General features: G+C 40.2%; 27 protein-coding genes and 2 rRNA genes. 22 read left to right on the forward strand and 7 right to left on the reverse strand.

Features of this window, described 5'->3' with window-relative positions; translation table 11 throughout:
- Together L3V38_RS19915 and rrf are read left to right on the forward strand one after the other, a co-directional pair.
- Positions 1 to 105: ribosomal RNA gene (locus tag L3V38_RS19915) — 23S ribosomal RNA — on the forward strand; the annotation flags it as partial.
- 126 nt (positions 106 to 231) lie between these two features.
- Positions 232 to 346 (forward strand): 5S ribosomal RNA (rrf, locus tag L3V38_RS19920).
- Positions 347 to 823: 477 nt separating this feature from the next.
- Here the strand turns inward: rrf and L3V38_RS19925 are convergent.
- From L3V38_RS19925 to hslR, 3 genes are all read right to left on the reverse strand, one after another.
- A complete protein-coding gene (locus L3V38_RS19925; protein WP_237120509.1) occupies positions 824 to 2,362 on the reverse strand; it encodes a phosphoenolpyruvate carboxykinase in 1,539 nt (512 codons plus the stop codon).
- Positions 2,363 to 2,626: 264 nt separating this feature from the next.
- On the reverse strand, positions 2,627 to 3,472 hold the full coding sequence (hslO, locus tag L3V38_RS19930) for an Hsp33 family molecular chaperone HslO (RefSeq protein WP_130149079.1): 846 nt from the start codon (positions 3,470 to 3,472) through the stop codon (positions 2,627 to 2,629).
- A gap of 10 nt (positions 3,473 to 3,482) precedes the next feature.
- The gene (gene hslR / locus L3V38_RS19935) at positions 3,483 to 3,902 is read right to left on the reverse strand and encodes a ribosome-associated heat shock protein Hsp15 (RefSeq protein ID WP_130149080.1); all 420 of its coding nucleotides are present in this window, start codon (positions 3,900 to 3,902) and stop codon (positions 3,483 to 3,485) included.
- Positions 3,903 to 4,111: 209 nt separating this feature from the next.
- Here hslR and gspC point away from each other — a divergent pair, with 209 nt between their 5' ends.
- The 13 genes from gspC to L3V38_RS20000 all read left to right on the forward strand — a co-directional run bounded on the left by gspC (position 4,112) and on the right by L3V38_RS20000 (position 16,151).
- Positions 4,112 to 5,056 carry a type II secretion system protein GspC gene (gene gspC, locus L3V38_RS19940; RefSeq protein WP_237120510.1) on the forward strand — a complete coding sequence of 315 codons (945 nt, stop codon included), beginning with the start codon at positions 4,112 to 4,114 and terminating at the stop codon, positions 5,054 to 5,056.
- Positions 5,057 to 5,078: 22 nt separating this feature from the next.
- Positions 5,079 to 7,142 (forward strand): type II secretion system secretin GspD, encoded by a 2,064-nt coding sequence (gene gspD / locus L3V38_RS19945; RefSeq protein ID WP_237120511.1) that lies wholly within the window; start codon positions 5,079 to 5,081, stop codon positions 7,140 to 7,142.
- Positions 7,135 to 8,700 carry a type II secretion system ATPase GspE gene (gene gspE, locus L3V38_RS19950; protein WP_130149083.1) on the forward strand — a complete coding sequence of 522 codons (1,566 nt, stop codon included), beginning with the start codon at positions 7,135 to 7,137 and terminating at the stop codon, positions 8,698 to 8,700. Before gspD ends, gspE begins: the two co-directional genes overlap by 8 nt.
- A 2-nt stretch (positions 8,701 to 8,702) precedes the next feature.
- Positions 8,703 to 9,938, forward strand: coding sequence for a type II secretion system inner membrane protein GspF (gene gspF / locus L3V38_RS19955; protein WP_237120512.1), 1,236 nt, complete (start codon positions 8,703 to 8,705; stop codon positions 9,936 to 9,938).
- Positions 9,939 to 10,015: 77 nt separating this feature from the next.
- Positions 10,016 to 10,438 (forward strand): type II secretion system major pseudopilin GspG, encoded by a 423-nt coding sequence (gspG, locus tag L3V38_RS19960; RefSeq protein ID WP_130149085.1) that lies wholly within the window; start codon positions 10,016 to 10,018, stop codon positions 10,436 to 10,438.
- A 52-nt stretch (positions 10,439 to 10,490) separates the two neighbouring features.
- Positions 10,491 to 11,090: a prepilin-type N-terminal cleavage/methylation domain-containing protein gene (locus tag L3V38_RS19965; protein ID WP_193987923.1), complete on the forward strand. Its 600-nt coding sequence runs from the start codon at positions 10,491 to 10,493 to the stop codon at positions 11,088 to 11,090.
- Positions 11,090 to 11,464 (forward strand): type II secretion system minor pseudopilin GspI, encoded by a 375-nt coding sequence (gene gspI, locus L3V38_RS19970; RefSeq protein ID WP_130149087.1) that lies wholly within the window; start codon positions 11,090 to 11,092, stop codon positions 11,462 to 11,464. Before L3V38_RS19965 ends, gspI begins: the two co-directional genes overlap by 1 nt.
- Entirely contained in the window at positions 11,464 to 12,081 is a 618-nt protein-coding gene (gspJ, locus tag L3V38_RS19975) for a type II secretion system minor pseudopilin GspJ (RefSeq protein WP_193987922.1), read from the forward strand. The genes gspI and gspJ overlap by 1 nt, the downstream gene beginning before the upstream one ends.
- Complete coding sequence (gene gspK / locus L3V38_RS19980) at positions 12,081 to 13,073, forward strand: type II secretion system minor pseudopilin GspK (protein ID WP_130149102.1); 993 nt, start codon at positions 12,081 to 12,083, stop codon at positions 13,071 to 13,073. Before gspJ ends, gspK begins: the two co-directional genes overlap by 1 nt.
- Positions 13,070 to 14,281 (forward strand): type II secretion system protein GspL, encoded by a 1,212-nt coding sequence (gene gspL / locus L3V38_RS19985; protein WP_237120513.1) that lies wholly within the window; start codon positions 13,070 to 13,072, stop codon positions 14,279 to 14,281. Before gspK ends, gspL begins: the two co-directional genes overlap by 4 nt.
- On the forward strand, positions 14,278 to 14,751 hold the full coding sequence (locus L3V38_RS19990) for a type II secretion system protein M (RefSeq protein ID WP_062567046.1): 474 nt from the start codon (positions 14,278 to 14,280) through the stop codon (positions 14,749 to 14,751). Before gspL ends, L3V38_RS19990 begins: the two co-directional genes overlap by 4 nt.
- A 3-nt stretch (positions 14,752 to 14,754) precedes the next feature.
- A complete protein-coding gene (locus L3V38_RS19995) occupies positions 14,755 to 15,513 on the forward strand; it encodes a type II secretion system protein N (RefSeq protein WP_237120514.1) in 759 nt (252 codons plus the stop codon).
- 23 nt (positions 15,514 to 15,536) lie between these two features.
- On the forward strand, positions 15,537 to 16,151 hold the full coding sequence (locus L3V38_RS20000) for a UPF0149 family protein (protein ID WP_130149091.1): 615 nt from the start codon (positions 15,537 to 15,539) through the stop codon (positions 16,149 to 16,151).
- Position 16,152: 1 nt separating this feature from the next.
- Here the strand turns inward: L3V38_RS20000 and L3V38_RS20005 are convergent, their stop codons facing one another.
- Complete coding sequence (locus L3V38_RS20005) at positions 16,153 to 16,359, reverse strand: hypothetical protein (RefSeq protein ID WP_130149103.1); 207 nt, start codon at positions 16,357 to 16,359, stop codon at positions 16,153 to 16,155.
- Positions 16,359 to 16,718 carry a hypothetical protein gene (locus tag L3V38_RS20010; protein ID WP_237120515.1) on the reverse strand — a complete coding sequence of 120 codons (360 nt, stop codon included), beginning with the start codon at positions 16,716 to 16,718 and terminating at the stop codon, positions 16,359 to 16,361. Before L3V38_RS20010 ends, L3V38_RS20005 begins: the two co-directional genes overlap by 1 nt.
- 283 nt (positions 16,719 to 17,001) lie before the next feature.
- Here L3V38_RS20010 and ccoG point away from each other — a divergent pair, with 283 nt between their 5' ends.
- The 5 genes from ccoG (at position 17,002) to L3V38_RS20035 (ending at position 21,298) form a co-directional block, all read left to right on the forward strand.
- Entirely contained in the window at positions 17,002 to 18,432 is a 1,431-nt protein-coding gene (ccoG, locus tag L3V38_RS20015) for a cytochrome c oxidase accessory protein CcoG (RefSeq protein ID WP_237120516.1), read from the forward strand.
- Positions 18,433 to 18,497: 65 nt separating this feature from the next.
- The gene (locus L3V38_RS20020; RefSeq protein WP_237120517.1) at positions 18,498 to 19,472 is read left to right on the forward strand and encodes a serine/threonine protein kinase; all 975 of its coding nucleotides are present in this window, start codon (positions 18,498 to 18,500) and stop codon (positions 19,470 to 19,472) included.
- Between the two features lie 32 nt (positions 19,473 to 19,504).
- On the forward strand, positions 19,505 to 20,128 hold the full coding sequence (locus L3V38_RS20025; RefSeq protein WP_237120519.1) for a thiol:disulfide interchange protein DsbA/DsbL: 624 nt from the start codon (positions 19,505 to 19,507) through the stop codon (positions 20,126 to 20,128).
- Between the two features lie 18 nt (positions 20,129 to 20,146).
- A complete protein-coding gene (locus tag L3V38_RS20030) occupies positions 20,147 to 20,785 on the forward strand; it encodes a thiol:disulfide interchange protein DsbA/DsbL (protein WP_130149096.1) in 639 nt (212 codons plus the stop codon).
- A gap of 57 nt (positions 20,786 to 20,842) precedes the next feature.
- The gene (locus tag L3V38_RS20035) at positions 20,843 to 21,298 is read left to right on the forward strand and encodes a DUF523 domain-containing protein (RefSeq protein WP_237120520.1); all 456 of its coding nucleotides are present in this window, start codon (positions 20,843 to 20,845) and stop codon (positions 21,296 to 21,298) included.
- Between the two features lie 2 nt (positions 21,299 to 21,300).
- On the opposite strand, the gene trmA is transcribed toward L3V38_RS20035, so the two are convergent.
- Positions 21,301 to 22,398 (reverse strand): tRNA (uridine(54)-C5)-methyltransferase TrmA, encoded by a 1,098-nt coding sequence (gene trmA, locus L3V38_RS20040; protein WP_237120521.1) that lies wholly within the window; start codon positions 22,396 to 22,398, stop codon positions 21,301 to 21,303.
- Positions 22,399 to 22,563: 165 nt separating this feature from the next.
- On the opposite strand from trmA, the gene L3V38_RS20045 reads away from it, so the two are divergent.
- Positions 22,564 to 23,685 (forward strand): DUF5610 domain-containing protein, encoded by a 1,122-nt coding sequence (locus L3V38_RS20045; protein WP_237120522.1) that lies wholly within the window; start codon positions 22,564 to 22,566, stop codon positions 23,683 to 23,685.
- A gap of 61 nt (positions 23,686 to 23,746) precedes the next feature.
- A complete protein-coding gene (gene murI / locus L3V38_RS20050; RefSeq protein ID WP_237120523.1) occupies positions 23,747 to 24,541 on the forward strand; it encodes a glutamate racemase in 795 nt (264 codons plus the stop codon).
- On the opposite strand, the gene L3V38_RS20055 is transcribed toward murI, so the two are convergent.
- Positions 24,501 to 24,983 (reverse strand): RNA-binding protein, encoded by a 483-nt coding sequence (locus L3V38_RS20055; RefSeq protein WP_237120524.1) that lies wholly within the window; start codon positions 24,981 to 24,983, stop codon positions 24,501 to 24,503. The genes murI and L3V38_RS20055 overlap by 41 nt on opposite strands.
- Between the last annotated feature and the right edge of the window lie 400 nt (positions 24,984 to 25,383).

Genomic DNA, 25,383 nt, shown 5'->3' on the forward strand with positions numbered 1-25,383 from the left:
AAGTCTCTGAAGGGCCGTTGAAGACTACAACGTTGATAGGCAGGATGTGGAAGTGGTGTGAGCCATTAAGCTAACCTGTACTAATTACCCGTGAGGCTTAACCATACAACGCCAAACGCGTTTTGTGACAGCGTAACGAACAGAAGTTAAGAAACTAAAGTAGAATTTACTTAAAATCAGCATTCCGAATTTAGTAGTCGCGATTTTATATCGCGTTTACAACACATTTTGCTTGGTGACAATAGCGTTTTGGACCCACCTGACTCCATGCCGAACTCAGTAGTGAAACGAAACAGCGCCGATGATAGTGTGGCATTTGCCATGTGAAAGTAGGACATCGCCAGGCTCCTAATTAAAGAAACCCGTTGCAGCAATGCAACGGGTTTTTTGTGTTTGTCGTCGCGATTTTATACGCGCTCTATCCGCGAATAGATAGCCCATGACGTGGAGTAAGCTCGCGGCTACGCGATAAGCCATCCAATATAATGAGAGTGTGGCAGATACCATAAAAAGCAGGATATCCACTGCGTAGCCCACCATGGCTCCAAATAAGCGAAACCCCTTTGTGGAAATTCAGCGGCTTTTTGTGTGTCGTCGCGATTTTACATCGCGTGATGAGACTACGTGGGCGTAGATCTTATGTAGGACGGGATGAATAGGACGGAATGAAGCCGATGCTATTTGGGACTAAAATACAGAGGTTATTAATAAAATGGTTGCGTTAATACTAAAGTAAAGCCACTGCTGTATGCCCGCATTATTACTGTAAAAACAAAAACGCCAGCATATAGCTGGCGTTTTTATTCAGGAAGTAAGCTCGTTATTAAGCTTTAGGTCCTGCAGATTTGATTGCTTCAGAAACGTCGTATTTTGCGAAATTTTCTGTGAAGTCAGATGCTAGCTTGTTTGCGTATTCTGCGTACTTCTCTTTATCTTCCCATGTGTTGATAGGGTTAAGAAGTTGGCTATCTACGCCAGGAACTGCAACTGGTACATCTAGGTTAAGTACGTCGATGTGTTGAGTTTCAACATCTGCTAGTTTACCTGATACGATTGCATCAACTACAGCACGTGTAGTCGGAATATCGAAACGCTTACCTGTGCCGTAAGGGCCACCAGTCCAACCTGTGTTAACTAGGTATACTTTAGCGCCAAATTCACGTACACGCTTCATTAGAAGCTCTGCATAAACGCCTGCTGGGCGTGGGAAGAATGGTGCACCGAAACAGGTTGAGAAAGTTGATTCAATATCACTTGTTGAGCCGATTTCAGTTGAACCTACTTTTGCAGTGTAACCGCTTAGGAAGTGGTAAGCTGCAGCTTCTTCAGTAAGTACTGAAACTGGTGGTAATACGCCGCTTACGTCACATGTTAAGAATACAACGGCTTTTGGTTCGCCTGCACGGTTTTCTACTTTACGTTTTTCAACGTGCTCTAGAGGGTAAGCTGCGCGGCTATTTTGTGTAAGGCTAGTATCATGGAAGTCTGGCACACGGTTTTCGTCAAGTACAACGTTTTCTAAGATTGTACCAAAGCGAATTGCATTCCAAATAACAGGCTCATTCTTTTGTGATAAGTCGATACATTTAGCGTAACAACCACCCTCGATATTAAATACGCTACCTGGTGCCCAGCCGTGCTCGTCATCACCGATTAGGAAACGAGTAGGATCTGCAGATAATGTTGTTTTACCTGTACCAGAAAGACCGAAGAATAGCGCAGTGTCGCCAGCTTCACCTACGTTTGCAGAGCAGTGCATTGGTAATACACCTTTTGCAGGAAGTAGGAAGTTCTGTACAGAGAACATTGATTTTTTCATTTCACCGGCATAACGCATACCTGCCAGTAGCACTTTACGTTGTGCAAAGTTGATAATTACTGTGCCATCGCTATTTGTGCCATCACGTTCTGGATCACAAACAAAAGAAGGGACATTCATTACCTGCCACTGAGGTAAATCAGATGCATTATAAGTATCAGGTTCGATAAACATGTTTTTGGCAAAGATGTGATGCCATGCAGTTTCTGTTGTTACAACAACAGGTAAATAGTGCTCAGGGTCTGCGCCAACTTCTAGGTGAGAGATGAAGTGGTCATTACTTTGCACATGTGCTTCTACGCGAGCCCATAAGGCGTCGAATTTGTTAGCATCGAAAGGACGGTTTACGTTACCCCATTGGATTTCGTTTTCAGTACTTGGTTCTTGAACAATAAAACGGTCTTTTGGTGAACGGCCAGTACGACGACCAGTATTTGCAACAAAAGCACCATTAGCGGCTAAAGTCCCTTCGCCACGACGGATTGCGTGTTCGACAAGTTCAGCTGCAGTTAGATCGACAAAACGAGTAGCGTTTGCAGTCATGTTTATACCTAAATTGTGTGAGATTGAACGGGATAGCTCTGGGGTTCTTATTTCCCTTAAGCTGAAATAATAGTAACAGAAGGATTAGGGATATTCGAGAGTCTGAAGGCCTTAAAAACACATATATTTGGCAAAAAACATGAATAATTTCAATGATACCGGTGTCATGAAAGAGTGGTTTTTTATGATACCGGTGTCATAAAATTATACAAAAAAGCCGTAATAAATACGGCTTTTAATATAATATTATTATTAAGAGCTGCTTTAGTTGAAAATAGCTTTAATATCTTGCTCGTTAAAGATGTAATCCTTTAGGCAGTAATGACAGCTAATTTTAACTTCACCATTTGCTTTTACGTCTTCAAGTAACGCATCTTGACCAAGGTTAACTAACGCAGTAATTGTTTTTTCACGGCTGCATCCACAACGAAAAGTAATTTTTTGCGGTTCAAACAACTGCGGGTTATCTTCATGATATAGGCGAGTAAGCACTGTATTTGCATCTAGGTGAAGTAATTCTTCATCCTTAATTGTGTTGCTGAGTGCTTCTAGATGCGTGAAGTCTTCTACAGATTTCTCTTTATTAACCGGTAATACTTGCAAGAAAAGACCCGCCGCTTTGGCTGAGTCAGTTGTCACTTCTGTTGCAAACCATAAGCGTGTTTTCAATTGCTCTGATTGTTCAAAGTAACTTTCAAGGCATTTATCTAGACTATCATGCTCTAAAGGCACAATACCTTGGTAACGCTCGCCCTTTGTTGGGGTAATCGTAATGACCATATAACCATTTCCGATTAAATCTTTAATTGTGTTCCCTTGCACCTCACCTTGTAGGCGCGCAATGCCACGCATATTTTGCTTATCATCTCCATTAATAACAGCATATTTTACTGGACCGTCTCCTTGTAATTGGACGGCTATCTCACCTTCAAATTTTAGGGTTGCTGTGAGTAAACAAGTTGCTACAAGTAACTCACCAAGTAGAGCTTGCACAGGGGCAGGATAATTGTGGTTAGCGATCATCTCTTGATAGGTTTGGTCTATTTGTACGAGTTCACCACGTACATCGAGTTGATCAAATATATAACGATGAAGTAAATCTTGTTGCATGGAGCATTACCTAACTTGATTTCATTTTTAACAGTTCACGTCTTTGCTTTTTATCTGGCTTACGATCAGGGTGTGGAGCAAAGAAGCTGTTGTTCTTACGGGCGATAGCATTTGCTTCGCGTTTCTCAATACTTGCTTGAGTTTCTTGGTATAAGGTTTGTGCAATGGGGGCTCCTTGGCGTTTATCAAGGATTTTTTCAATCGTGACTATCTTTTCGTCGACCCCTTGTAGTAGTTTTACTACTGCACCCACTTCGACTATTTTACTTGGTTTAGTACGTTGTCCATTATAATGCACTTTACCGCCTTGTACCATGTCTCGTGCTATTGAGCGGGTTTTATAAAAGCGTGCAGCCCATAACCATTTATCTAGGCGTACGCTTAACTCGTCTTGTTTGTCTTGCGACTGTTTAGTGTTAACTTTTGACACAATTACGCTCTTCTAAAGCTACTCAATATATAGGCAAAATTTATCATGAAACTTAATTATAAAGAAACAGTCAAAGCCTTGCTTTGAACTCCTACTCGTTAGAATCACTCTGTTTACAAAGTTTAATATATGTGCGCTTGTTGAATGAAAAATGAAAGGGTAGTATAAGCCAGCTATTAGGCAGTAAATTAAAATAAGAATTAAAGTTTATGGATCAACACTTACAACAAGTTAGACAATTTTTGAATGGCCTACCACATGCCAAATTGAGTGCATTTGTAGTGCTATTAGTTGTTGTTTATATAGCATTTTTGTCATCTAAGTTGTTTTGGTTGTTATGGCCTGAGCCTAATGCAAAAGTATTGCCTGCAAATCGAGTAAGTTTGAATACGACTCGCACAGATACTGTCAGTTCTCAACAAATTATTGATCAGCATTTATTTGGAAAAGTGATTGTTGACTCAAAAAAACCTACCGCTAAGCAAACACATGTTATTAATAATGCTCCAGAAACACGGTTAAGTATCAACTTAACCGGCATTGTTGCAGTGAGCCAAGATGATCAAGCAGGTTTAGCAATTATTGAATCTCAAGGAAGACAAGAAACATATGTAGTCGATGATGCTATTCAAGGCACACGGGCTAAGTTAGCTCAAGTTTTGCCTGATCGGGTTATTTTAGATGTGAGTGGTCGTTTTGAAACATTGATGTTAGATGGCCTTGATTTCACTAAAACAGTCTCTATGCCTGTGTTGGCCGCAAAGGCGGAGCCCGAATTACAAGAAGGTCCTCAGCCTTTTGATACCGAAAGAGAAATAAACCCAACGGCAGATGAAGACGTTAAAGAAGCGATTATTGAAACGCGCGAAGAAGTATTAAACGATCCTGGCAAACTATTCGACTATATTCGTGTATCGCAAGCGATGGTTGATGGTGAGCTTGTGGGTTATCGCTTAAGCCCTGGTAAAGACCCAGAGCTATTTAAGCAAATGGGATTAATGAATAATGATTTAGCTGTTGCTATAAATGGCTATCAATTAAATGATTTAAAACAGGCGATGTCGGCTATAAACGAATTACGTAATAGTACTGACGCAAGTATCACTATCGAGCGGGATGGTGAGCAAATTGATGTGCAATTTAGCCTGCAATAACTAGCTTTGGAGTTTTTATAAAATGGTTCACGCGCTACACCTCAAAAAAATTAAAAAAGGGTTAGCTAAATATGCAGCGCTTTTTTTGTTAACAGGATTATCGCTCTCAGTTTCGGCTGTAGAGTACGCTGCAAATTTTAAAGGGACAGATATTAATGAATTTATTAATATCGTTGGGAAAAACCTAAATAAAACAGTCATTATTGACCCTAATGTGCGCGGTAAAGTTAATGTGCGCAGTTATGAGTTAATGGATGAGAAGCTCTATTATCAATTCTTCTTAAATGTACTTGAAGTGTATGGTTATTCAGCGGTAGAGATGGATAACGGTATCATCAAAATTGAGAAAAGCTCTGACGCTAAAAAGTCTAATGTTCCTTTGATTACAGAAGATAATCAAGCAAGCGGCGACATGATGGTGACACGCGTTGTGCGTGTTAAAAATGTGAGCGTTCAAGAGTTAGGGCCATTAGTACGTCAATTTAGCGACCAAAAAGATGGTGGTCATGTAGCAAACTTTAATGCAGCTAACGTGATGATGCTGACTGGACATGCTGCATCAGTAAATCGTTTAGTTGAAATTATTCGCTCCGTTGACCAAGCTGGTGATAAGCGTGTTGATATCGTAAAGCTTAAATTTGCAACGGCGGACGATGTTGTTTCTGTTGTTGAAAATATTTATAAAGACAGTGGTAAGGGAAGTGTTCCTGAGTTTTTAATTCCTAAAGTGGTGGCAGACGGTCGAACCAATAGCGTGATTGTTAGTGGTGAAGCTCAAGCCCGAACTCGTGCAGTTGAGCTTATTAGTCGCTTAGATGGTGAATTAGAGAACCAAGGTAATACTAAGGTTATCTATTTAAATTATGCGAAAGCAGATGAGCTTGTTAAGGTTTTACAAGGTGTAAGTAAAACGCTTGCAGAAGATGCTCAAGGCGGCGCAACTAAAACTCGTACACGTAATCAAAACGAAACCAGTATCGAAGCTCATCCAGACTCAAATTCATTGGTTATTACTGCACAACCAGACACCATGCGTTCATTGGAACAAGTGATTGAGCGTCTTGATATACGCCGTGCTCAAGTGTTGGTTGAAGCAATTATTGTCGAAGTTTTTGAAGCTGATGGTATTAACTTTGGTCTGCAATGGATTTCAGAGCAAGGCGGGATGATGCAGTTTAATAATGGTACTACAGTGCCAGTGGGCTCATTGGCTGTTGCCGCCGAACAAGCGCGAGATAAAACAATTACAGATAACGTCATTGGCACTGAAACAAGTAATGTTACGCCAATCGAAAGAACTGTAGAAGGTGACTTAGGCCCACTTGCAACCTTGCTTGGTGGTATTAATGGTCTAGCTATGGGTATTGTCAAAAACGACTGGGGCGCGATTATCCAAGCTGTGTCTTCTGATACCAATTCCAATATTCTTGCTACTCCGTCAGTAACCACTATGGATAACGAAGAAGCATCAATGATTGTTGGTCAAGAAGTGCCAATAATCACAGGGTCTCAAACAGGCTCAGATAACTCAAACCCTTTCCAAACAGTAGAACGTCAAGAAGTTGGTGTAAAGCTTAAAGTAACGCCACAAATTAACGATGGCTCAGCTGTACAGTTAACGATAGAGCAGGAAGTATCGAGTGTTAGTGGTGCAACAGCGGTTGATATTTCATTAGACAAGCGTGCAATTAAAACCACAGTGATGGCCGATGATGGTGGAATGGTTGTATTAGGCGGCTTGATTGACGAAAACGTTCAAGAAAGTGTGTCAAAAGTACCATTACTTGGTGACATCCCTGTACTTGGTCATTTATTCCGCTCAACCAGTACCAGCAAGCGTAAGCGTAATTTAATTGTATTTATTCGCCCTACAATCGTTCGTGATGGCATGAGTATGAATAAACTCAGTCATGTGAAATATAATTTCATTCGTGGTGAGCAACATAAACAAAAAGAAGATGGGATTGATTTAATGCCATTGACAGAAATGCCAATCTTGCCAGAGTGGAATGATGCCTTAGTCTTGCCACCAACGTACGAAGAATATTTAAAACAACAAAACGCAGATGATCGCAAAGATGACTGATGCAATTACAGAGATTAATGACGAGCTAGTCCATAACGAGCCAACTGAGCACGGTGAGCTTTTAACAAGTGATGATCTTGTCAGTTTGCCAGCTAAACGTTTGCCATTTTCATATGCGCGTCGTGTTGGCGTATTACTTAGTAAAAATGCTGATAACTGGACGGTTTATTATCGTGGCGAACTAGATGTAAATGCTTTGCTTGAAGTGCGACGAATTGCAGGCCATAGCTTTACTTTAGAGCAACTGGCAGATGATAAGTTTGAATTATTGCTTGAAGCATCTTATCAGCGAGATAGTTCTGAAACACAGCAAATGATGGAAGATATTGGCAATGAGGTTGATTTATTCTCATTAGCTGATGAATTGCCACAAACAGAAGATCTCCTTGCTGGTGATGACGATGCGCCAATCATCAAACTGATTAATGCCATGTTAAGTGAAGCGATTAAAGAAGGTGCGTCTGATATTCACATTGAAACTTTTGAGCAAGAATTAGTTATTCGCTTCAGGGTTGATGGAGTCTTAAAGGAAGTATTAAAACCAAATCGTAAACTTGCTTCTTTATTGGTGTCACGTATAAAGGTTATGGCTAAGCTCGATATTGCTGAAAAGCGTATCCCGCAAGATGGTCGTATTAGTTTACGTATTGCGGGTCGTGCTGTTGATGTGCGTGTATCAACCATGCCATCGAGTTTTGGTGAGCGTGTAGTACTGCGTCTACTAGATAAAAATAATGCCCGCCTAAATCTGGAAGATTTAGGCATGACAGAGCGTAACCGAGAGCTATTTGCAGATCTTATCAGTAAACCGCACGGTATCATCTTGGTAACTGGCCCGACAGGTTCTGGTAAAAGTACCACTTTATATGCAGGTATGAGTCAGATTAATTCGCGTGACCGCAATATTTTGACCGTAGAAGATCCGATTGAGTATGAGATCCCTGGTATTGGTCAGACTCAAGTAAATACGAAAGTAGATATGACCTTTGCCCGTGGCCTGCGGGCTATTCTTCGTCAGGATCCGGATGTTGTAATGGTTGGTGAAATCCGTGACCTTGAAACGGCCCAAATTGGTGTGCAAGCATCCCTAACGGGTCACTTAGTTATGTCGACACTGCATACTAATACGGCTGCCGGTGCGATTACCCGTATGGAAGACATGGGCGTAGAGCCTTTCTTGCTTTCATCATCACTATTGGGTGTATTGTCACAGCGTCTAGTGCGTACATTATGTAATAGCTGTAAAGAAGGACATGTTGCAGATGAGCGAGAATGTCAATTATTAGGTGTTAACCCATCTGAGCCCCCAACAATTTATCGCGCTGTGGGTTGTGAAGAGTGTAACTTTAATGGTTATCGTGGTCGTACAGGTATTCATGAACTGCTTGTTGTTGATGAGACAATCCGCGAGATGATTCACAGTGGCAAAGGCGAACAAAGTGTTGAAAAATATATTCGAACTCGTAGCCCAAGTATTCGCCAAGATGGTTGTAACCGCGTATTAGCAGGGCGAACGACATTGGAAGAAGTCTTACGTGTGACACGTGAGGAAGGTTAACCATGGCTGCATTTGAATACCGTGCCCTCGATGGCAAAGGAAAAGAGAAAAAAGGCATTCTTGAAGCCGATACGGTAAAGCAAATTCGCCAGACACTACGTGACCAAGGGTTAATGCCTTTAGAGGTTGTTGCGGCGGCGGAAGGTGAAAAGCAAGCTAAAGGAGCGAAAAAAACCTTATTTGGCAGCTTTTTTAAAGCAAAAATTTCGACTTCAGATTTAGCCTTAATCACTCGCCAACTAGCGACCTTAATTCAATCTGCATTGCCTGTTGAAGGGGCTGTAATGGCGGTGGCTGAGCAATGCGAAAAGCCCCGTTTAAAGCGCATGTTGATGTCGGTTCGTTCAAAGGTTGTAGAAGGATATACCCTCGCTGATGGAATGAGTGAGTTTCCACATGTGTTTGATGACCTATACCGTGCTATGGTAGCAGCAGGTGAGAAATCAGGTCATTTAGATCAGGTTTTAAATCGTTTAGCCGATTACACGGAACAACGCCAACATATGCGTAGTCAAATAACACAGGCAATGGTGTATCCAACCATTTTGGTGGTGTTTGCGATTGCCATTGTGTCTGTATTATTGGGGACTGTTGTTCCAAAAATATTAAAAACATTCGAAAAGTCTAAACAAGTATTACCTTGGACTACCGAATGGGTGATGGCTGCGAGTAACTTTGTACAGAACTATTGGTTTATTAGTTTGATCGTAATTACAGCTGTGTCTGTGGCTATCAAGCATGCTTTAAAGAAGCCAAAAATTCGCTTTTGGTTTGATGATAAAGTGCTGCACATGCCAGGTATAGGTAAGGTTGCACGTGGTGTTAATACTGCACGTTTCGCGCGAACTTTAAGTATTTTGTCGTCGAGTTCAGTACCATTACTTGAAGGTATGCGTATCTCAGGTGGGGTGTTAGTCAACGAAAAAATGAAGAGGTCAGTGCAAGATGCCGCAACTCGTGTCAGTGAGGGCGCAAGCCTTCGTGCTGCTTTACAGCAAACTAAGCTTTTCCCACCTATGATGCTTCATATGATCGCCAGTGGTGAAAAGTCCGGTGAGTTAGAACAAATGCTTGAACGTGCTGCTAACAACCAAGATCGAGAGTTTGAGAGTATGGTGAATGTCTCTTTAAAACTTTTGGAGCCAGCGATGATCGCATCAATGGCTGTTATTGTATTGTTTATCGTTATGGCAATACTCCAGCCTATTATGGCAATGAACAAGGCTGTTGGTCTTTAAATTAAGGAAGGTTAAAACGACGCATCATGAAGGTGTGACGTTTTATAATAAATATTGAAGAAAATTAGAGGTATTTTGTGAATAAACAATCAGGTTTCTCTTTACTAGAAGTTATGGTGGTGCTGGTTATCATCGGTATGATTATGTCGATCGTAGCGCCAAATATTATGGGTCAGCAAGAAGAGGCTGCAATAGATAAAGCACATTTAGATATTCAGCAAATTGAGGACGCGCTGAGTCTTTATAAGCTTAAAAATAAAACCTATCCAACCACTGAGCAAGGTCTTGAAGCATTAGTGAATAAAACAAGCATCGAGCCTATTCCTCGCCGTTTTCCTGAAGGCGGTTTTATTGAAAAACTACCGGAAGATCCATGGGGAAATCCTTATCAGCTAATTAGCCCAGGAGAAATTGGTAAAGTTGATATTTTCTCAATGGGCCCAGATGGTGAAGCGGGTACTGATGATGATATCGGTAACTGGGACGAAGAAAAGCAATAATGTGTAAACTCAGCCAGATGTTTACTCAATCTACACATCAAGGCTTACTGTTATGGTAAGCCTTGGTCGTTTGCATTTGGCTCGAGGCGTAAAACACGCAAAAGGTTTTAGCCTCATCGAAATACTAATGGTGCTGGTAGTGATTGGCTTTGTTACTAAAATGGTCGCCTATAGTTTTGATGGTGGTGCTGAAGAAGAGCTAGAAAAGCAAGCGCTAAGATTACACACCACAATCAATTTGGCATCAGAATTTGCTATATTGAATCAAGTTGAATTAGGTTTTCATTTAGATAAAAACGTGTTTGAGTTTCTCGTTTTTGATGGTGAAAAATGGGTCACCTTTGATCGCGAAAAGCTATTCGAACCGGTAGAAGTCGATAACCGTTTTAAACTAACCTTAAACCTTGAGGATTTGGCTTGGGCACAGGATAACTTATTAGAGCAATCTAATTGGCGTGAGCTTATGAGTGGCGGGGATGAAGATAGTTTACTTGAACTCAAAAAGTTAAAAATACCGCAAGTGCTTATTTTATCCTCGGGTGAAGTGAGTGCCTTTCAACTTACTTACGAACTTGAGAATGCGCGAGAGCCTATTTATTTTATTGAAGGTGAGTTTATGGCTCCGGTCCAATTTCGTAGGGAGCCTGAATAGTGATTAAAGCAGCTGGTTTTACATTACTTGAAGTGATGGTTGCCTTGGCTATATGCGCTATGGCAGGTATTGCAGCAATGCAGGCAACGGGTGAGCATATAAATCATCTCGCTACGATTGAAGAGCAAACATATGCTTCATGGGTTGCTGAGAATGTGATGGTTGAGCAACGCGCTAAAGGCCGTGAGTGGCAGGGCAAAAACGGCACAAAAGGGACTGAAACACTCGCTGGTTATGAATGGTATTGGCGTCAAGATGTTGTACCTACTGCAGATAAAAGCTTTGTAAAAGTGACTATTAATATATTCACTGATGAAAAACTCGCGGATCCGGTTTATGAGTTGTCCACTTACTTAAACAAAGGTGATAAGTAGTGAAGCAACGCGGTTTTACCTTACTGGAAGTAATCATAGCCATGGGGATTCTAGCCTTTGTGGTTTTATCGACTCATCAAATTTTAGACTCAACCACAAAAGCAAAAGACGCGTCTGATGAAACAATTGCCGAGCTTAATGGTTTTCAAACAACATTTCGTTTAATGGACCAAGATTTCAGTCAAATGACGAAAAGACAAGTGCGTAATGAAGCTGGGGACTTTCAAGAAACCTATATTCTGACAGGACGGTATGTTTTGGATAGTCAGTATGATGGGATTGGGTTTGTACGCGATGGCTGGGTAAATCCCATTAACTTGCTGCCACGTTCAGAATTACAAGCCGTTGGCTACCGCGTTATTGACGATAAACTAGAGCGTGTATATCGCGTGTATGTTGATCAACTAGACAATATGGAGCCACGCTCACAAATACTGCTTGAAGATATCGAAGACTTAAAGTTTGAATTTCTTGATGACAAAAATGAGTGGCAAGAGCAATGGCAAATAAAAGCATTACCTAAAGCAGTTGCTGTTACAATCCAGAAAATAGAACAAGAGCCTATTCGTCGCGTCTTTTTAGTGCCGGGCGAAGGCGGTGTTGAGAGTCAATCATGATGTCCTTAAAGCGTTCAAAAGGCGCAGCACTTGTTATTGTTCTATTTATTGTTGCACTTGCGGCCATGTTGGCAGTCGAAATGAGTGCAAATCTAATGGTGCAAGTACAGCGCAGCACAAACATCCAAGGTCACCAACAGGCTAAGTGGTATGCATTTGCCGCTGAGGAACTGGCTATTAAGGCGATAAACCAAGCCAAGAAAGATGATCCTGATAGTACGAATCTAGGGCAAGTTTGGGCACAGCAAGGCGGTGTTCCTTATCCTGTTGATAATGGCACCTTAAGTGGCACTATTACTGATCTACAAGCCTGTTTAAACCTCAATGCGCTGCATGCAAAACCGGTGCAACAAAGTGGTTCATCGAACACCACAAACCCTGCACACAAAGCATTACTAGCCCTACTTGAGAATATAGAAGATTTGCCTGCTGATGAATCAGAAGAAGCGATGGCTGATAGTGTATACGATTGGTTAGATGAAGACAGCATCACCTATCGTTCGGGAGCAGAAGAAGATGAGTATTTATCGCGTAAATATCCGTATATGACCGCAAATAGCTTATTTGCGTCTACCTCTGAATTACGCTTGGTTAAAGGGTTTAATCCTTTGGTTATGGAAAAAGTGCTGCCATTTGTATGTGTCATTCCAGGCAACGAGAACTTGGCCATTAACGTTAATACCTTACCAACGGAAAGTGCAATTATTTTAAGCTCCTTGATAGACGGTTTAAGCCTGTCAGGTGCGCAAAGTGTTTTATCATCACGACCAGATAAAGGATTTGATGATATAGAAGAATTTTTTGAGGAAGTTAAGCAACAAGGCGGACAAAATGTGGATGCCGTGAAAGACTTGCTCACCATCAACAGTGAATATTTTAAACTACAGACGCAAGCTGAATTTGTTGAGCTGCGTTTTTCGATGACCACCTTACTGCATGCCAATAATGGTAAAGTAACGATACTGGCGCGAAAATTTGGAGGCGTACAGTGACAGAAATATTGTTGATCCGTACGGGTCGAACATTAACAGATAGCCTAAATTGGCTTATTTACTCACCTACAGAACAAGAAATCATTGCTAGCGGCGAAATAGCAGCAGCGACACAATTAGGTGAATTAGCAGAAAAAGCACAATCAAGAGAAGTGATAGTGCTACTGCCAAGCGATCAGGTACAACTGAAGACTGTTGAGCTCCCAACTAAGTGGAACCGTAAGTTAGAACAAGCCCTCCCTTACATGCTTGAAGAAGAGATAGCGTGTGATGTTGATGAGCTATTTATCGCAATTGCAGAGCCAACAATGGTTGGTGACAAGCATGCGATTAATATTGCCATGGCAGACAGAGAATGGTTTGAGCAATGGTTAGCCCAGTTTAACGAACATAATTTAGAAGTCTTTAAAATACTACCTGACGCATTACTATTACCAAGCTCAGATGAAGTTAATCAACTGAGTGTGATTGAGCTAAATAAACAGTGGTTATGCAAATTAGGTGATTGGCACGTGGCAGTGGTTGAGTCTGATTGGTTAGAAGGTTATTTGACAGCTTTAAATAACCCTGATGTCATACATTACAGTCCTGCTGTAGGCTTTCCTGATACGGTTAATCTGATAGCTAAAACAGAGTCTTATGACCTTCCATTAGCATTGTTTGCTAAACAGCTACCTACTACCAGCTTTAACTTACGCCAAGGCATGTATCAGTTAAAGAAGAAGTCTGCTATTTGGTGGGGATACTGGAAAAAAGCCGCTATTGCAGCAGGTGTTGCGTTAGTGTGTAGTGTTGGCGTTAAGTCGTTAGAGCTTTATAAACTCAATAACCAAATAGAGCAAACAAAGACTCAAGTGGTATCTAACTATCAACGTGCGTTTCCCGATAAGAAAGTGCGACCGCAGTTAATACGTAGCCAGATCCGCAGTGAGTTGGCCTTGTTAGATGGTGGGAGTACAGCAGGTTTCTTAGATTTAACGAGTGATTTAGTATCGATTTTCGATGAAGTAAAAGATTTTTCGCCTGAAACACTTCGCTATGATCAACGACGAAATGAATTACGGATCCGTGCTAGAGGTAAAGATTTTCAGTCATTTGGTAAGGTGAAAGCAATTTTGGAGCAACGAGGTTTAACCGTTGATCAAGGATCGCTAAATAATGATGGTGACTTTGTTGTCGGAGAGATTAAATTGCGAGGTGCGGCATGAAAGAGCAACTAGTCAATTATTGGCGTTCTTTAAAAGAGCAAGAGCAACAACTTGTGATGATTGCCGGTGCTGTTTTTGTTATTTTTGTATTAGTGATGGGTATTTTTAGACCCCTAAACAATGCAATAGAAAAAGCAGAACAAGACAACATAAAGCAGCAAGAATTGCTTGCTTGGGTTGATGAGAGCATCATTAAGCTTAAAGCCAGTGGAAGTGCTCGTGTAACCAATGATCGCAGCTTAAGCCAAATAGTAAATAGTACGCGTAATCGCTATCAAATCACTATTAGTAAAATGCAACCAAACGATAACTCGCTTCGTTTGACAATTGACTCTGTCGAATTCAATAAATTAGTTGAATGGCTTGATGAGCTTGTTAATTCTCAAGGAGTACTTATTGAGAATTTGGATTTAAGTAAAGATGATAAATCAGGCTTTGTTCGTGTAAGTCGGTTGGTATTAGAGAAGTAGACGATGAAGAAAACAATTTTATTAGTCGCCATTTTTTTACTGTGCTTTTTGGTCTTCACTATAGTGAAAACACCGGCTGCTGTAGCGCTTGATTTAGCCGCTCCACACCTACCTAAACAATTACAACTAGGTAAAGCCAGCGGTTCATTATGGGATGGGCGTGTAATGCAAGCGCGTTTTGAAAATGAACAACTGAATAATGTGCGTTGGCAGATTTCGGGCTGGTCACTCTTTAGTGGCAAGCTCGTTGGTACAGTGCGCTTTGGTGATCCTAGAGACAAAGCTGATATCTCCGGTCGTGCTGACTTTTCATATGGTTTGTTTAACCAAGCCATAGATATCAAGAATGCAGTTTTAAGATTAACCGTTGAACGTGCAATGGCGCGTTTACAATTACCACTCCCTGTTAGTGCGCAAGGGCGTGTAATTGTTGACTTAGATGAGTACAGTTCAGGCCAACCTTACTGCAATACGTTAGCAGGTGAAATAGCGAGCCCAAACATTGATGTCAAAGGATTAAACGGTTGGTTTAGTATTGGGCCTTTAAGTGGTCGTTTAAGCTGTAAGTCTGGTGATATCGCTGTATTAGTTGACCCTGAAAACCGCTTAGGTTTAGAAGCGGATGCAACGTTAAAAGCGAATCTAGACTTTAAGGTTGCAGGGTATATCAAACCAGAAGCAAGTCTTCCTAAAGAAGTACATGATGCAACTAAATTTCTTGGTCGCCCTGATAGTGAAGGTCGTTACCCATTAAATTTCTAATTTAGGTAAATAGTAGAAGTAATATGCAAATTCCTGAGTTTTCACCTGAGCAAAGAGTGTTATTAACACACTTTCTTTCAGAGCAAAAAAATGCCCTGTCTTTAGCGCAAACACAAGGCTACTTATTTGCTGTTATTTGTGCGCCAGAACCTCTTGATGTCCATCAGTGGCTCGAACAGGTTTGCCCAGGGTGTGATGGGCAAATGGATGAACAGGTGTTGTTTGCATTTATGGCATTGTATCAGCAGATCAGTGAGCAGGTTTTTGGAACTGGGTTTAGTTTGCCTGTCAGTTTGCAGGTCAATTCAAAACAGCAACAATATTTGGATATTCAAGAGTGCCAGCATTGGAGTCAAGGTTTCTTACTTGGAGCAAAAGATTATATTGCTAAATTATTAGCGGCGCCTTTGCTTAGTGAAGAGTTTAAAGCCGCACTAGATACCGCTCATCAGAGTTTAGGCTTTTTTAGCTTATCGCAATTAGATATTGCTGCAATTGCCAGTGAATATGAACTAACAGAGGGGCAGCTGTGTCAGCAACAATACGAGTTGATGGGGGAGTTTGCAGCGGGCTTTGCTGAGTTAATTGAGGTGGTTGCTATGAACAGTCAGCTGTACAATGATGAGGGTTGGAATTAGGCTAACTACCTAATTCCAAAATAATATCAGTACAACCATTTTTGCAGCGTACAACGCCTTTTCCTGGTTGGTCTGTTTGCAAATCAAGGGTAAGAACACCTTTGCAGGTTTCACAGTGTAGTGTTTGTCCCTTAGCTAATTTTTTTAGTAAGTTACGCTGCTTTGCAAATGAATCACTGGCTTTTTTATTCAGAGTCGAAAAATCCATCACTTATTTAGCCTTTCTTTCAATGCACTTGAAACAATACTACATACATTCTCTAAACGCTCACCATAAAAGTAGATGTTGATATCTTTCTCTCGGCAATAGCGTAGGTGAAATACCTGCAACTTCTCATCGGTTATGAATGTTTCTTCGACGTATTCCTGCTCAGAAGCTGACAAATTTAGTTGTGACTTAATATTATTTTTTGCCATGTTTGCGGCAGGGCTTCTGTTGACTTTGCTAGCATTTGAAAGAAAGCCAATGCCATCACCCAGTAGTTTCTCTCTTGGCTCTTTGATCAACGGGTGATCAATAGTGAATAATGCTAAAATTATAAGCACTAAAATGAGAAATTTTTTCATAGCACAACAAACTTTGATCTGAATGAATAAGGTATGGTTGCAAGTTTAATAAAATGGCCAATTTAAAAGCAAGCAGATACGATGAAATAATTTAAGCAGACATATTCGTGATCAATCCCTGAAATTTTTTAGAGATTGAGTATAATGATTTTGATGAGTTGGAAATTTCAGAAATCTTTGAACGTAATGAGATGCATTCTAATTTATTCACGGATTGTCTATATCTGTAAACTACAAACATAATGTTTGAGTATTTATTTCCTAGTGGCGTTGAGGAATTTTAATGGATAAACAAATTAAGGTTAAAAATATCCCAACGGAAGTAAAGATCCAGAAACCGGAAAACGCTTCCCTTGATGATAGATTTAACCCTCGCAACCGAATATACGTAAGAGCTGTTTCCGGTTTACATCAACTATTGAGACAGCGTATTGGCTTTATTGGCATGCTTGCTTTTATGTTGCTGCCTTGGATTAACTTTCAGGGTCAACAAGCGGTATTATTTGACCTAGTTGGTCAAAAATTTAATATTTTCGGTTTAACCCTATGGCCTCAAGACCTTACTATTTTAGCGTTTATCTTGATGTTAGCAGCGTTTGCTCTATTCCTAGTGACGACCTTTTACGGGCGAGTTTGGTGTGGATACACATGTCCGCAAACGGTTTGGACATTTATTTTTATTTGGTTTGAAGAGAAGTTTGAAGGCACAGCTAATCAGCGGAAAAAACTCGATCAACGGCCAATGGATTTTGATAAGTTCTGGCGAAAAACCGCAAAACATAGTAGCTGGTGGCTATTCTCATTCTATACAGCTTTGACTTTTGTTGGTTATTTCACACCGATAAGAGACTTACTTCCTGACGTATTTACACTCGATGCAACGGCTTACTCCTATGGCTGTATTGCCTTATTTGCGGTATGTACTTATGGGAATGCAGGCTGGATGCGCGAAATTATGTGCTTACATATTTGTCCATATTCACGTTTCCAATCGGCTATGTTCGATAAAGATACTTTTACAGTGAGCTATGATGAAGCTCGTGGTGAAAACCGAGGCCCTCGCTCACGTAAACAAGACCCGAAAGAGTTGGGATTGGGTGACTGTATAGATTGTAACTTGTGTGTACAGGTATGCCCAACGGGTATAGATATTCGTAACGGTCTGCAGTATGAGTGTATTAACTGTGGTGCTTGTATTGATGCGTGTGATGGAGTTATGGATAAAATGAATTATCCAAGAGGACTCATTTCCTACACAACAGAACGTAACTTAGAAACACCTGAAAATAAAACACATGCTGTACGTCCTAAGTTGATAGGTTATATGGTAATTCTTGTTGTTTTAACAGGAGCACTGGTTGCAAATATTGCGATGCGCAAGCCGATGGAACTCGATATTATTCGTGACCGAAATCAACTTTATCGCGTTGACTTTAATGGCTTGGTAGAGAACACCTATACACTTAAAGTCATCAATAAAGCACAGTATGAGCAAACCTTTAATATTGCTGTAGAAGGGTTAGATAACTTTGAATATATAGGTAAACAAACATTTACTGTTCCTTCTGGGGAATCATACAATGTGCCCCTATCTTTAGTCGTCGACCCTTATGATTTGAAAAAGCCTATGACTAAGTTTGAGTTTGTACTTTCTGTCGATTCAGAGCCTGATGTGCAGATTTCACAGCCCAGCAACTTCTTTAAGGGACAATAATTAAGTACACTGAGCACATACAATAAAAAGCGGGGTTTTCCCGCTTTTTTATATAATGGGACGTTATGAGTAAATTTAGTTTTGTCGACCTTACGCCAGATTCAATTTTAGATGCCGTAGAAAGTATCGGAATTTACGCAGAGTCAGGGCTATTGGCTTTAAATAGCTACGAAAATCGTGTTTATCAGTTTAAAGCTGAGGATGGTTATCGTTATGTTGTTAAGTTTTACAGGCCTGAACGCTGGACTAAGGAGCAAATACTTGAAGAACATGCTTTTGCATTTGAACTCGCGGAAGCTGAAGTGCCTGTAGTTGCGCCGGTTTGTAGAGAAGGTGAGAGTCTCTTCGAACATAATGGATATTTGTTTGCATTATTCCCAAGCGTAGGAGGGCGGATTTTTGAAGTTGATAACTTAGATCAACTCGATGTCCTTGGGCGCTTAATAGGGCGCATGCATCAAACTGCAAAGGTACAATCCTTTTCTCATCGCCCTGAAATTAGCTGCGAAGAATATTTACAGACAGCGAAAGTTCATTTGCAAGCGAGTAACTTAGTGCCTATGGCCCTTGAAAATCCGTTTTATACTATTTTGGATTTGGTTATTAACGAGACGACGGCTCAGTATAAAAATGTTGAAACAATCCGCCTGCATGGTGATTGTCACGCTGGCAATATTCTTTGGTCAGGTGATGCACTTATGTTTGTAGACTTGGATGATAGTCGTCAAGGTCCTGCCATTCAAGATTTATGGATGATGTTAAGTGGCGATCGTAATAACCAACTGTTACAGTTAGATACCTTAGTTGCGGCGTACGAAGAGTTTTGTGATTTTGATCATAATCAGCTTAAACTCATCGAACCATTACGTGCCATGCGAATGGTGCATTATATGGGGTGGCTAGCAAAACGCTGGGATGATCCTGCATTTCCACGGAACTTTTCTTGGTTCGCAGAAGACAAATACTGGGAGCAACAAATACTGGCTCTAAAAGAACAGCTTGCGGCATTACAAGAAGCCCCGTTAAAATTATTACCATAAATTTTAAAAAGATAAGTAAAGACGAGAAAACAATGTTTAAAAAATTAAAGTTAAGTCTACTCATTCTATGTTTACCTTTTGCTGCATTTGCGGCTGACTTCGAAGCAGGTAACCAGTATGAAGTATTGAAAGTTGAAAAAAGTGCTACCCCGCAAGTGACAGAGTTTTTCTCTTTTTATTGCCCACACTGTTTTAAGTTTGAGCCAGTGGCTAAAGCACTGACCGCAGCGCTGCCAGAGGGCACTGAGTTTGTTAAAAACCACGTTAACTTTTTAGGTGGGGTGTCAAAACAAACACAGAGTAACCTAAGCTATGCTTACCTTATTGCTAAGCAACAAGGAAAGGGTGAGCAAGTAGCAGATCAAATTTTTCATAGCATCCATGTTCAACGTGCGCCACTACAAAATATTAAAGATGTGAAAGCATTACTTGCAACGAACGGTATTAGTAATGAAGTATTTGATACTGAAATCGCAAGCATGCCAGTAATTAGTGCAGAAAAAGCGATGCAAGACAAACAAAATAAGTATTCACAAATCGGTGCCCTAACAGGCGTACCAACATTTATTGTAAATGATAAATATAAAATAAACTTAAACACCATCAAGAGCCAAGAGCAGCTTGATGAGCTGGTTAAGTTTTTGCTAGAACAATAATTTTGGAGTGTAGAAGTAATGATTAAGTTAGTTAAAGCCACCTTATTGGCGATGACATTAGGATTGGCAGCGAATGCAGCGGCTGCACAATATGAAGAAGGTAAGCATTACGAAGCATTTGATGCGCGCGCTTCTAAAAAGCCTGAAGTAAAAGAGTTTTTCTCATTTTATTGTCCGCATTGTAATAGCTTTGAATCAATCGTTGCACAGCTAAAGCCGCTTTTGAATGACGGTGTTGCTTTTAAAAAGAGCCATGTAGACTTTTCAGGACCTCGTGATCCAGAAATTCAATCTATGTTAGCCCAAGCTTATGCAACCGCGGCTGTGTTACCACAAAAAGATGCTTTAGTGGCTGCTGTTTTTAATCATATTCATGGTAAACGTGCACGAATCAATGAATTAGCAGATATGAAAGATATCTTCGTATCACAAGGCGTAACGGAAGCTGATTTTGATAAATACTACAATAGCTTTTCTGTACGTACGATGGCATCAAAAATGAAACGCGATCAAGAGTACTACAAACAAAAAGGCGCATTAAAAGGTGTACCAACATTCATTGTGAATGGTAAATATCGTTTAATTTTAGGTGCTGAGTCAGGTATCAGTGATGCAAAAGGTATGGCTGACCTTATCAACTATTTAGCTGATAAATAATATAAGCTAAATATATTAATAAGCTCCGCTCGCGGAGCTTTTTTATTGGTGAAGAACATGGAAAAAGTTTTAGTATCAAGCTGTTTATTGGGGAATCCTGTACGCTACGATGGCCAATCGCAAAACTTATTAGACCCTGGATTAGAATCACTCAAACAACAAAAAAGGTTAGTTTCCTTTTGTCCCGAAGTAGCTGGTGGTTTACCTATCCCAAGGCCGCCCGCTGAAATTAAAGAAGATCGAGTGTTAACGAAAGATGCTGAAGATGTCACTGCTGAATTTATCGCAGGAGCAGAACAAGCCTTAAAAATTTGCCAAAAGCATAAAATTCGTTTTGCTTTACTAAAAGAATCCAGTCCATCCTGCGGGCGTAACACTATCTATGATGGCAGCCATACAGGGCATAAGGTTATAGGGATGGGTTTAACCGCACGGTTATTACAAAGTAATAATATAGATGTGTTCAGTGAAGAGCAATTGCCAGCGCTATTTGCAGCACTGGCAGAAAACTAAACTTATTTACGTTGTAAAAATACACCAGACTCAATGTGATGCGTGTATGGAAATTGATCAAATATAGCAAAGCGTTTAACTTCGTGTGTTTTACTAAGGTGTTCAAGGTCGCGTTCAAGCGTATCTGGATTACATGATATATAGATAATATTGTCGTAATTAGCTACGAGATCACTGGTGAGTGTATCCATTCCTGCACGGGGTGGATCAACTAAAATACTCTGACAATTATAACTTTTCAGATCAATGCCTTCTAAGCGAGAAAACGTGCGTTCACCTTTCATAGCTTGCGTAAACTCTTCACTCGACATGCGAATGATATCTAAGTTATCCACTTTATTTTGTGCAATATTATATTGTGCAGAGTAAACAGATGATTTAGAAATTTCAGTTGCGAGTACACGATCAAACGAGTTCGCTAAAGCAATCGAGAAGTTACCATTACCACAGTATAGTTCGAGTAAATCATTCTCTAATGGCTCACAAAGTGCTTGTGCCCATTCAAGCATCTTAATATTTACTTTGGCATTTGGTTGGGTAAAGCTATTCTCTACTTGTTGATAAATAAGCTCTTTACCATTAACGTTTAGGCGCTCTACGACGTAGTCATTACCAATCACTTCTTTTTGTTTACGTGCGCGGCCAATAAAGTCGATGTTAAATTGTGTACTGAGTTTTGCTTTTAGTGCTTTAATTGCCTCTAACCATTCATCACATAAGGGCTTGTGATACAGCAAACTGACAAGAATCTCACCACTTAAAGTTGATAGGTAATCGATTTGAAATAATTTGCGGCGTAGGATTTCACACCCTTTTAAGTTTTCAATCATCGCCTGCATAACCTCACCGACTAAAGGCGCAGCAGGGTCAAAGCTTTCAACGCGAATTTTCTCTTTGGTTTGTTGATCAAACATAATATGAAATAGATCATCACCTTCGTGCCACACGCGAAACTCAGCTCGTTGACGGTAGTGAATTGGATCAGAGCTAAATACTTCTAACTTTTCAACACCGAAACGTTGAAACTGTGAAAAGATGCGCTGCTCCTTTTCACTTAGTTGTGCATCATATTGAGTTGTATCAATTTTTATAACCGCCATGGCTGATTACCTTTTATCTCTTAGCTTTATATCGGCGCTATTGTAGGGGGCATAGAAGATTTGTCTAGTTTTGTTACTTATTTTTGGTGTTGTTTTTTTATACAGAAAACTTAAGTTTTCTAACTTTTAGCCGATAATGAGGTAATCATCACATGGAGTCGGATCATGAAAATTGGCAACCAAGGCTATATGCCTAATACAAACGTAAATAAGTACAATGGTAAGCAACCATTGCAGCAGCCTACAATTCAAAGTGCTCATGATAGCTATCAGCAAAAAGGGCGAGAGTTAGCTGCCAAAGTACTCGGCGATAAACTTGCCGCAGAGTTAGGATTACCTGTAGTAGAAGAAAAAAAAGATAGGCCCCTGTTTGACTTTGAAGCAATCGTTAAGAATGTACTTGATTTTGTTGGCGGCGCTATTCGCAAAGCAAAAGCGGATGGTGCAGATGACGAAAAGCTTAAAAGTATGTTAGGTGAAGCCCGAAAAGGCGTTCAAATGGGAGTTGATGAGGCTTATGAAGAGCTGAAAGGTTCAAATCTACTAAATGATGATATTGAAGAAGGTATTGAGAAATCAAAAGAAGGTATCTTCAGTGGTATAGATCAACTTGAGGAAAGTCTTTTTAACCCTAAGCCAGCTTCTGTATCGGTAAGCCAAGCACAGTATGTAAGTTTACGAAATAATGCTGAGTATACATTCACCACAGCAGAAGGCGATGAAGTGAGTATCAGTTTTGCAGATGCGTATACTAGCCAATCTGCCAGTGCTTATAGTAAGCGTGGTGGAAATGAAGCATTTGTAAGTGAGTCATCACAATCTCGTGAGCTTTCATTTTCGATGTCAGTGAATGGTGAATTAAATGAACAAGAGCAAGAAGCAATTAATGCGCTTATGGAAGATTTACAAGAAGTGAGCGAGACCTTTTTCTCTGGTTCATTAGATGAAGCATTTAAACAGGCGCAGGAACTTAATTTAGGTAATGAGCAGCTTGTTGCCTTTTCTATGGATCTTAGACAAACAAAGACCGTTGCAAGCATAAAAGGCTACGAACAAGTCAGACCTACTCCTGAAAAAGATGTGGCAGAAAAGCTAGCACCATTTAACGATGACTTGAAAGAAACCTTGAATAAGGCAAATGAACTTGGTTTACAAAATCAACTTGCCGGTATTTTAGAGTGGTTAAATCAAGATAAAGAAGAAGTGAGCAAGTTAGTCGATTATACCAAGACCATGCTTGAGCAGATGAATAAGATCAACGCAGATATCGAAGAGCTAAAATCGTAAGCTTTCTTTTTAAATAACTGCATGGCAAACTGCTGACCTTTGATTTTCAGGGGAAAGTAGTTTGTCAGCTCATATCATGGTATTTGATTCAGGTATTGGAGGCACTACTGTACTTGAGCAAATTCAACAACTGCTACCTGAAGCCACTTATAGTTACTTTATGGACAATGCACTATTGCCCTATGGTGCTCAACCGCCGCAAAAGATCATTCAACGCTTACTGGCTTTAATCCATTTCATTGAAAGTAGTGCATTGAAAGTTGATATCTTAGTAATAGCCTGTAATACAGCTTCGACCTCTGCACTCAACATCATTCGCAAGCACACTCATATTGAAATTGTAGGTGTGGTACCTGCAATTAAACCCGCTTGCTTAATAAGTAAAACAAAACATATCGGTCTACTTGCCACACCCGCAACTGTAAATAGTCATTACACTAAAGCACTTATCAAAGAACATGGTAAAAATACTAAAGTGAGCTTATATGCTTCAACTAAGCTGGTAGAATTAGCTGAAACATTGTTTCATACTCATTCATTATCTAACTATGAGTTTAATGAAGAAATAGCCGCACTTAATATTGCTGATGATATTGATGTACTTGTGTTAGGTTGCACACATTTTCCTTTATTAGCAAATACATTAACGATGCGCTTTGAGAAGCCGGTAAAGTTAATTGATTCCGGTAAAGCGATCGCCAATAGGGTAAGTAGCTTATTAATGAAACATCAATTTGACTTATCAATAGACACAAAAAAGCCGCTGCGTTATTACGCAACGGCCCCTATTGATGCTTCGCAATTAAGCATCGAGCTTATAGAGTTGACTGATCAGACTCCTGACGAAAGTTACTAGCTTCACCTTCTTGTTTTTGTTTTGCCTCACGCACTTTCAAAGTGCGTTGCTGGAATTCACTATCATTCAACTGATTGATTGCTTTGTCTGCATCGGTTTCAGCCATTTCAACAAAACCAAATCCACGTCGCTTACCAGTGTTTTTATCTTTCAATAGACGGACGTTGAACACTTTGCCTTGTTCTTCGAATAAAGCACGAACGACACCTTCATTAGCACGGTAAGGAAGATTGCCAACATAAAGTGTTTTTGTTTTTACTTCAGCCTCCTCACTTACCGGTGATGCAACAACGGCAATCACTAAAGCACCAATTAATAAACCTGCACCAAACAGCAACGCAGGGTCTAAGGCTAAGCTTGCAAATGCAAACTTAACAACGACAAAACCTAATACAGCAATAATAATAGAGAAAAGAAAAGATTTTTGATCGGGTAATTTCATTTTAGATCTACCAATAAACAGGAAATAAACATTAATTTAACATTGTGAGCTTGCTATCTTAACGTGTTAAATGAACATAGCAATGTTATTTGCATTAAATTATGAATATTGGCTTAAAAAACAGTCATAATTGCAGCATGTTTTGTTGTTTTAGGTAAATTTAGTTCGCTTTTTGAGCAAACAGTAAAAAGATCTAAAAAAAGGGTTGATCTGTTTTTGGATCTCCCTATAATGCGACCCCACTGATACGGCGGGCAGCAACGAAAGACGCTGAACAACGTAGCAGAGAGTTAAGTGAAACTTCGGTTTCAAATAATCGAAAGAAAGTTTGAAATTAAGTATTGACTCGAGAAATTAAGGATGTATTATACGCATCCCTAGCGACAACGTCGCAACGTTC

The sequence above is a fragment of the Pseudoalteromonas sp. L1 genome, from assembly GCF_021728095.1.
In the GTDB taxonomy this organism is placed as follows: Bacteria; Pseudomonadota; Gammaproteobacteria; order Enterobacterales; family Alteromonadaceae; genus Pseudoalteromonas.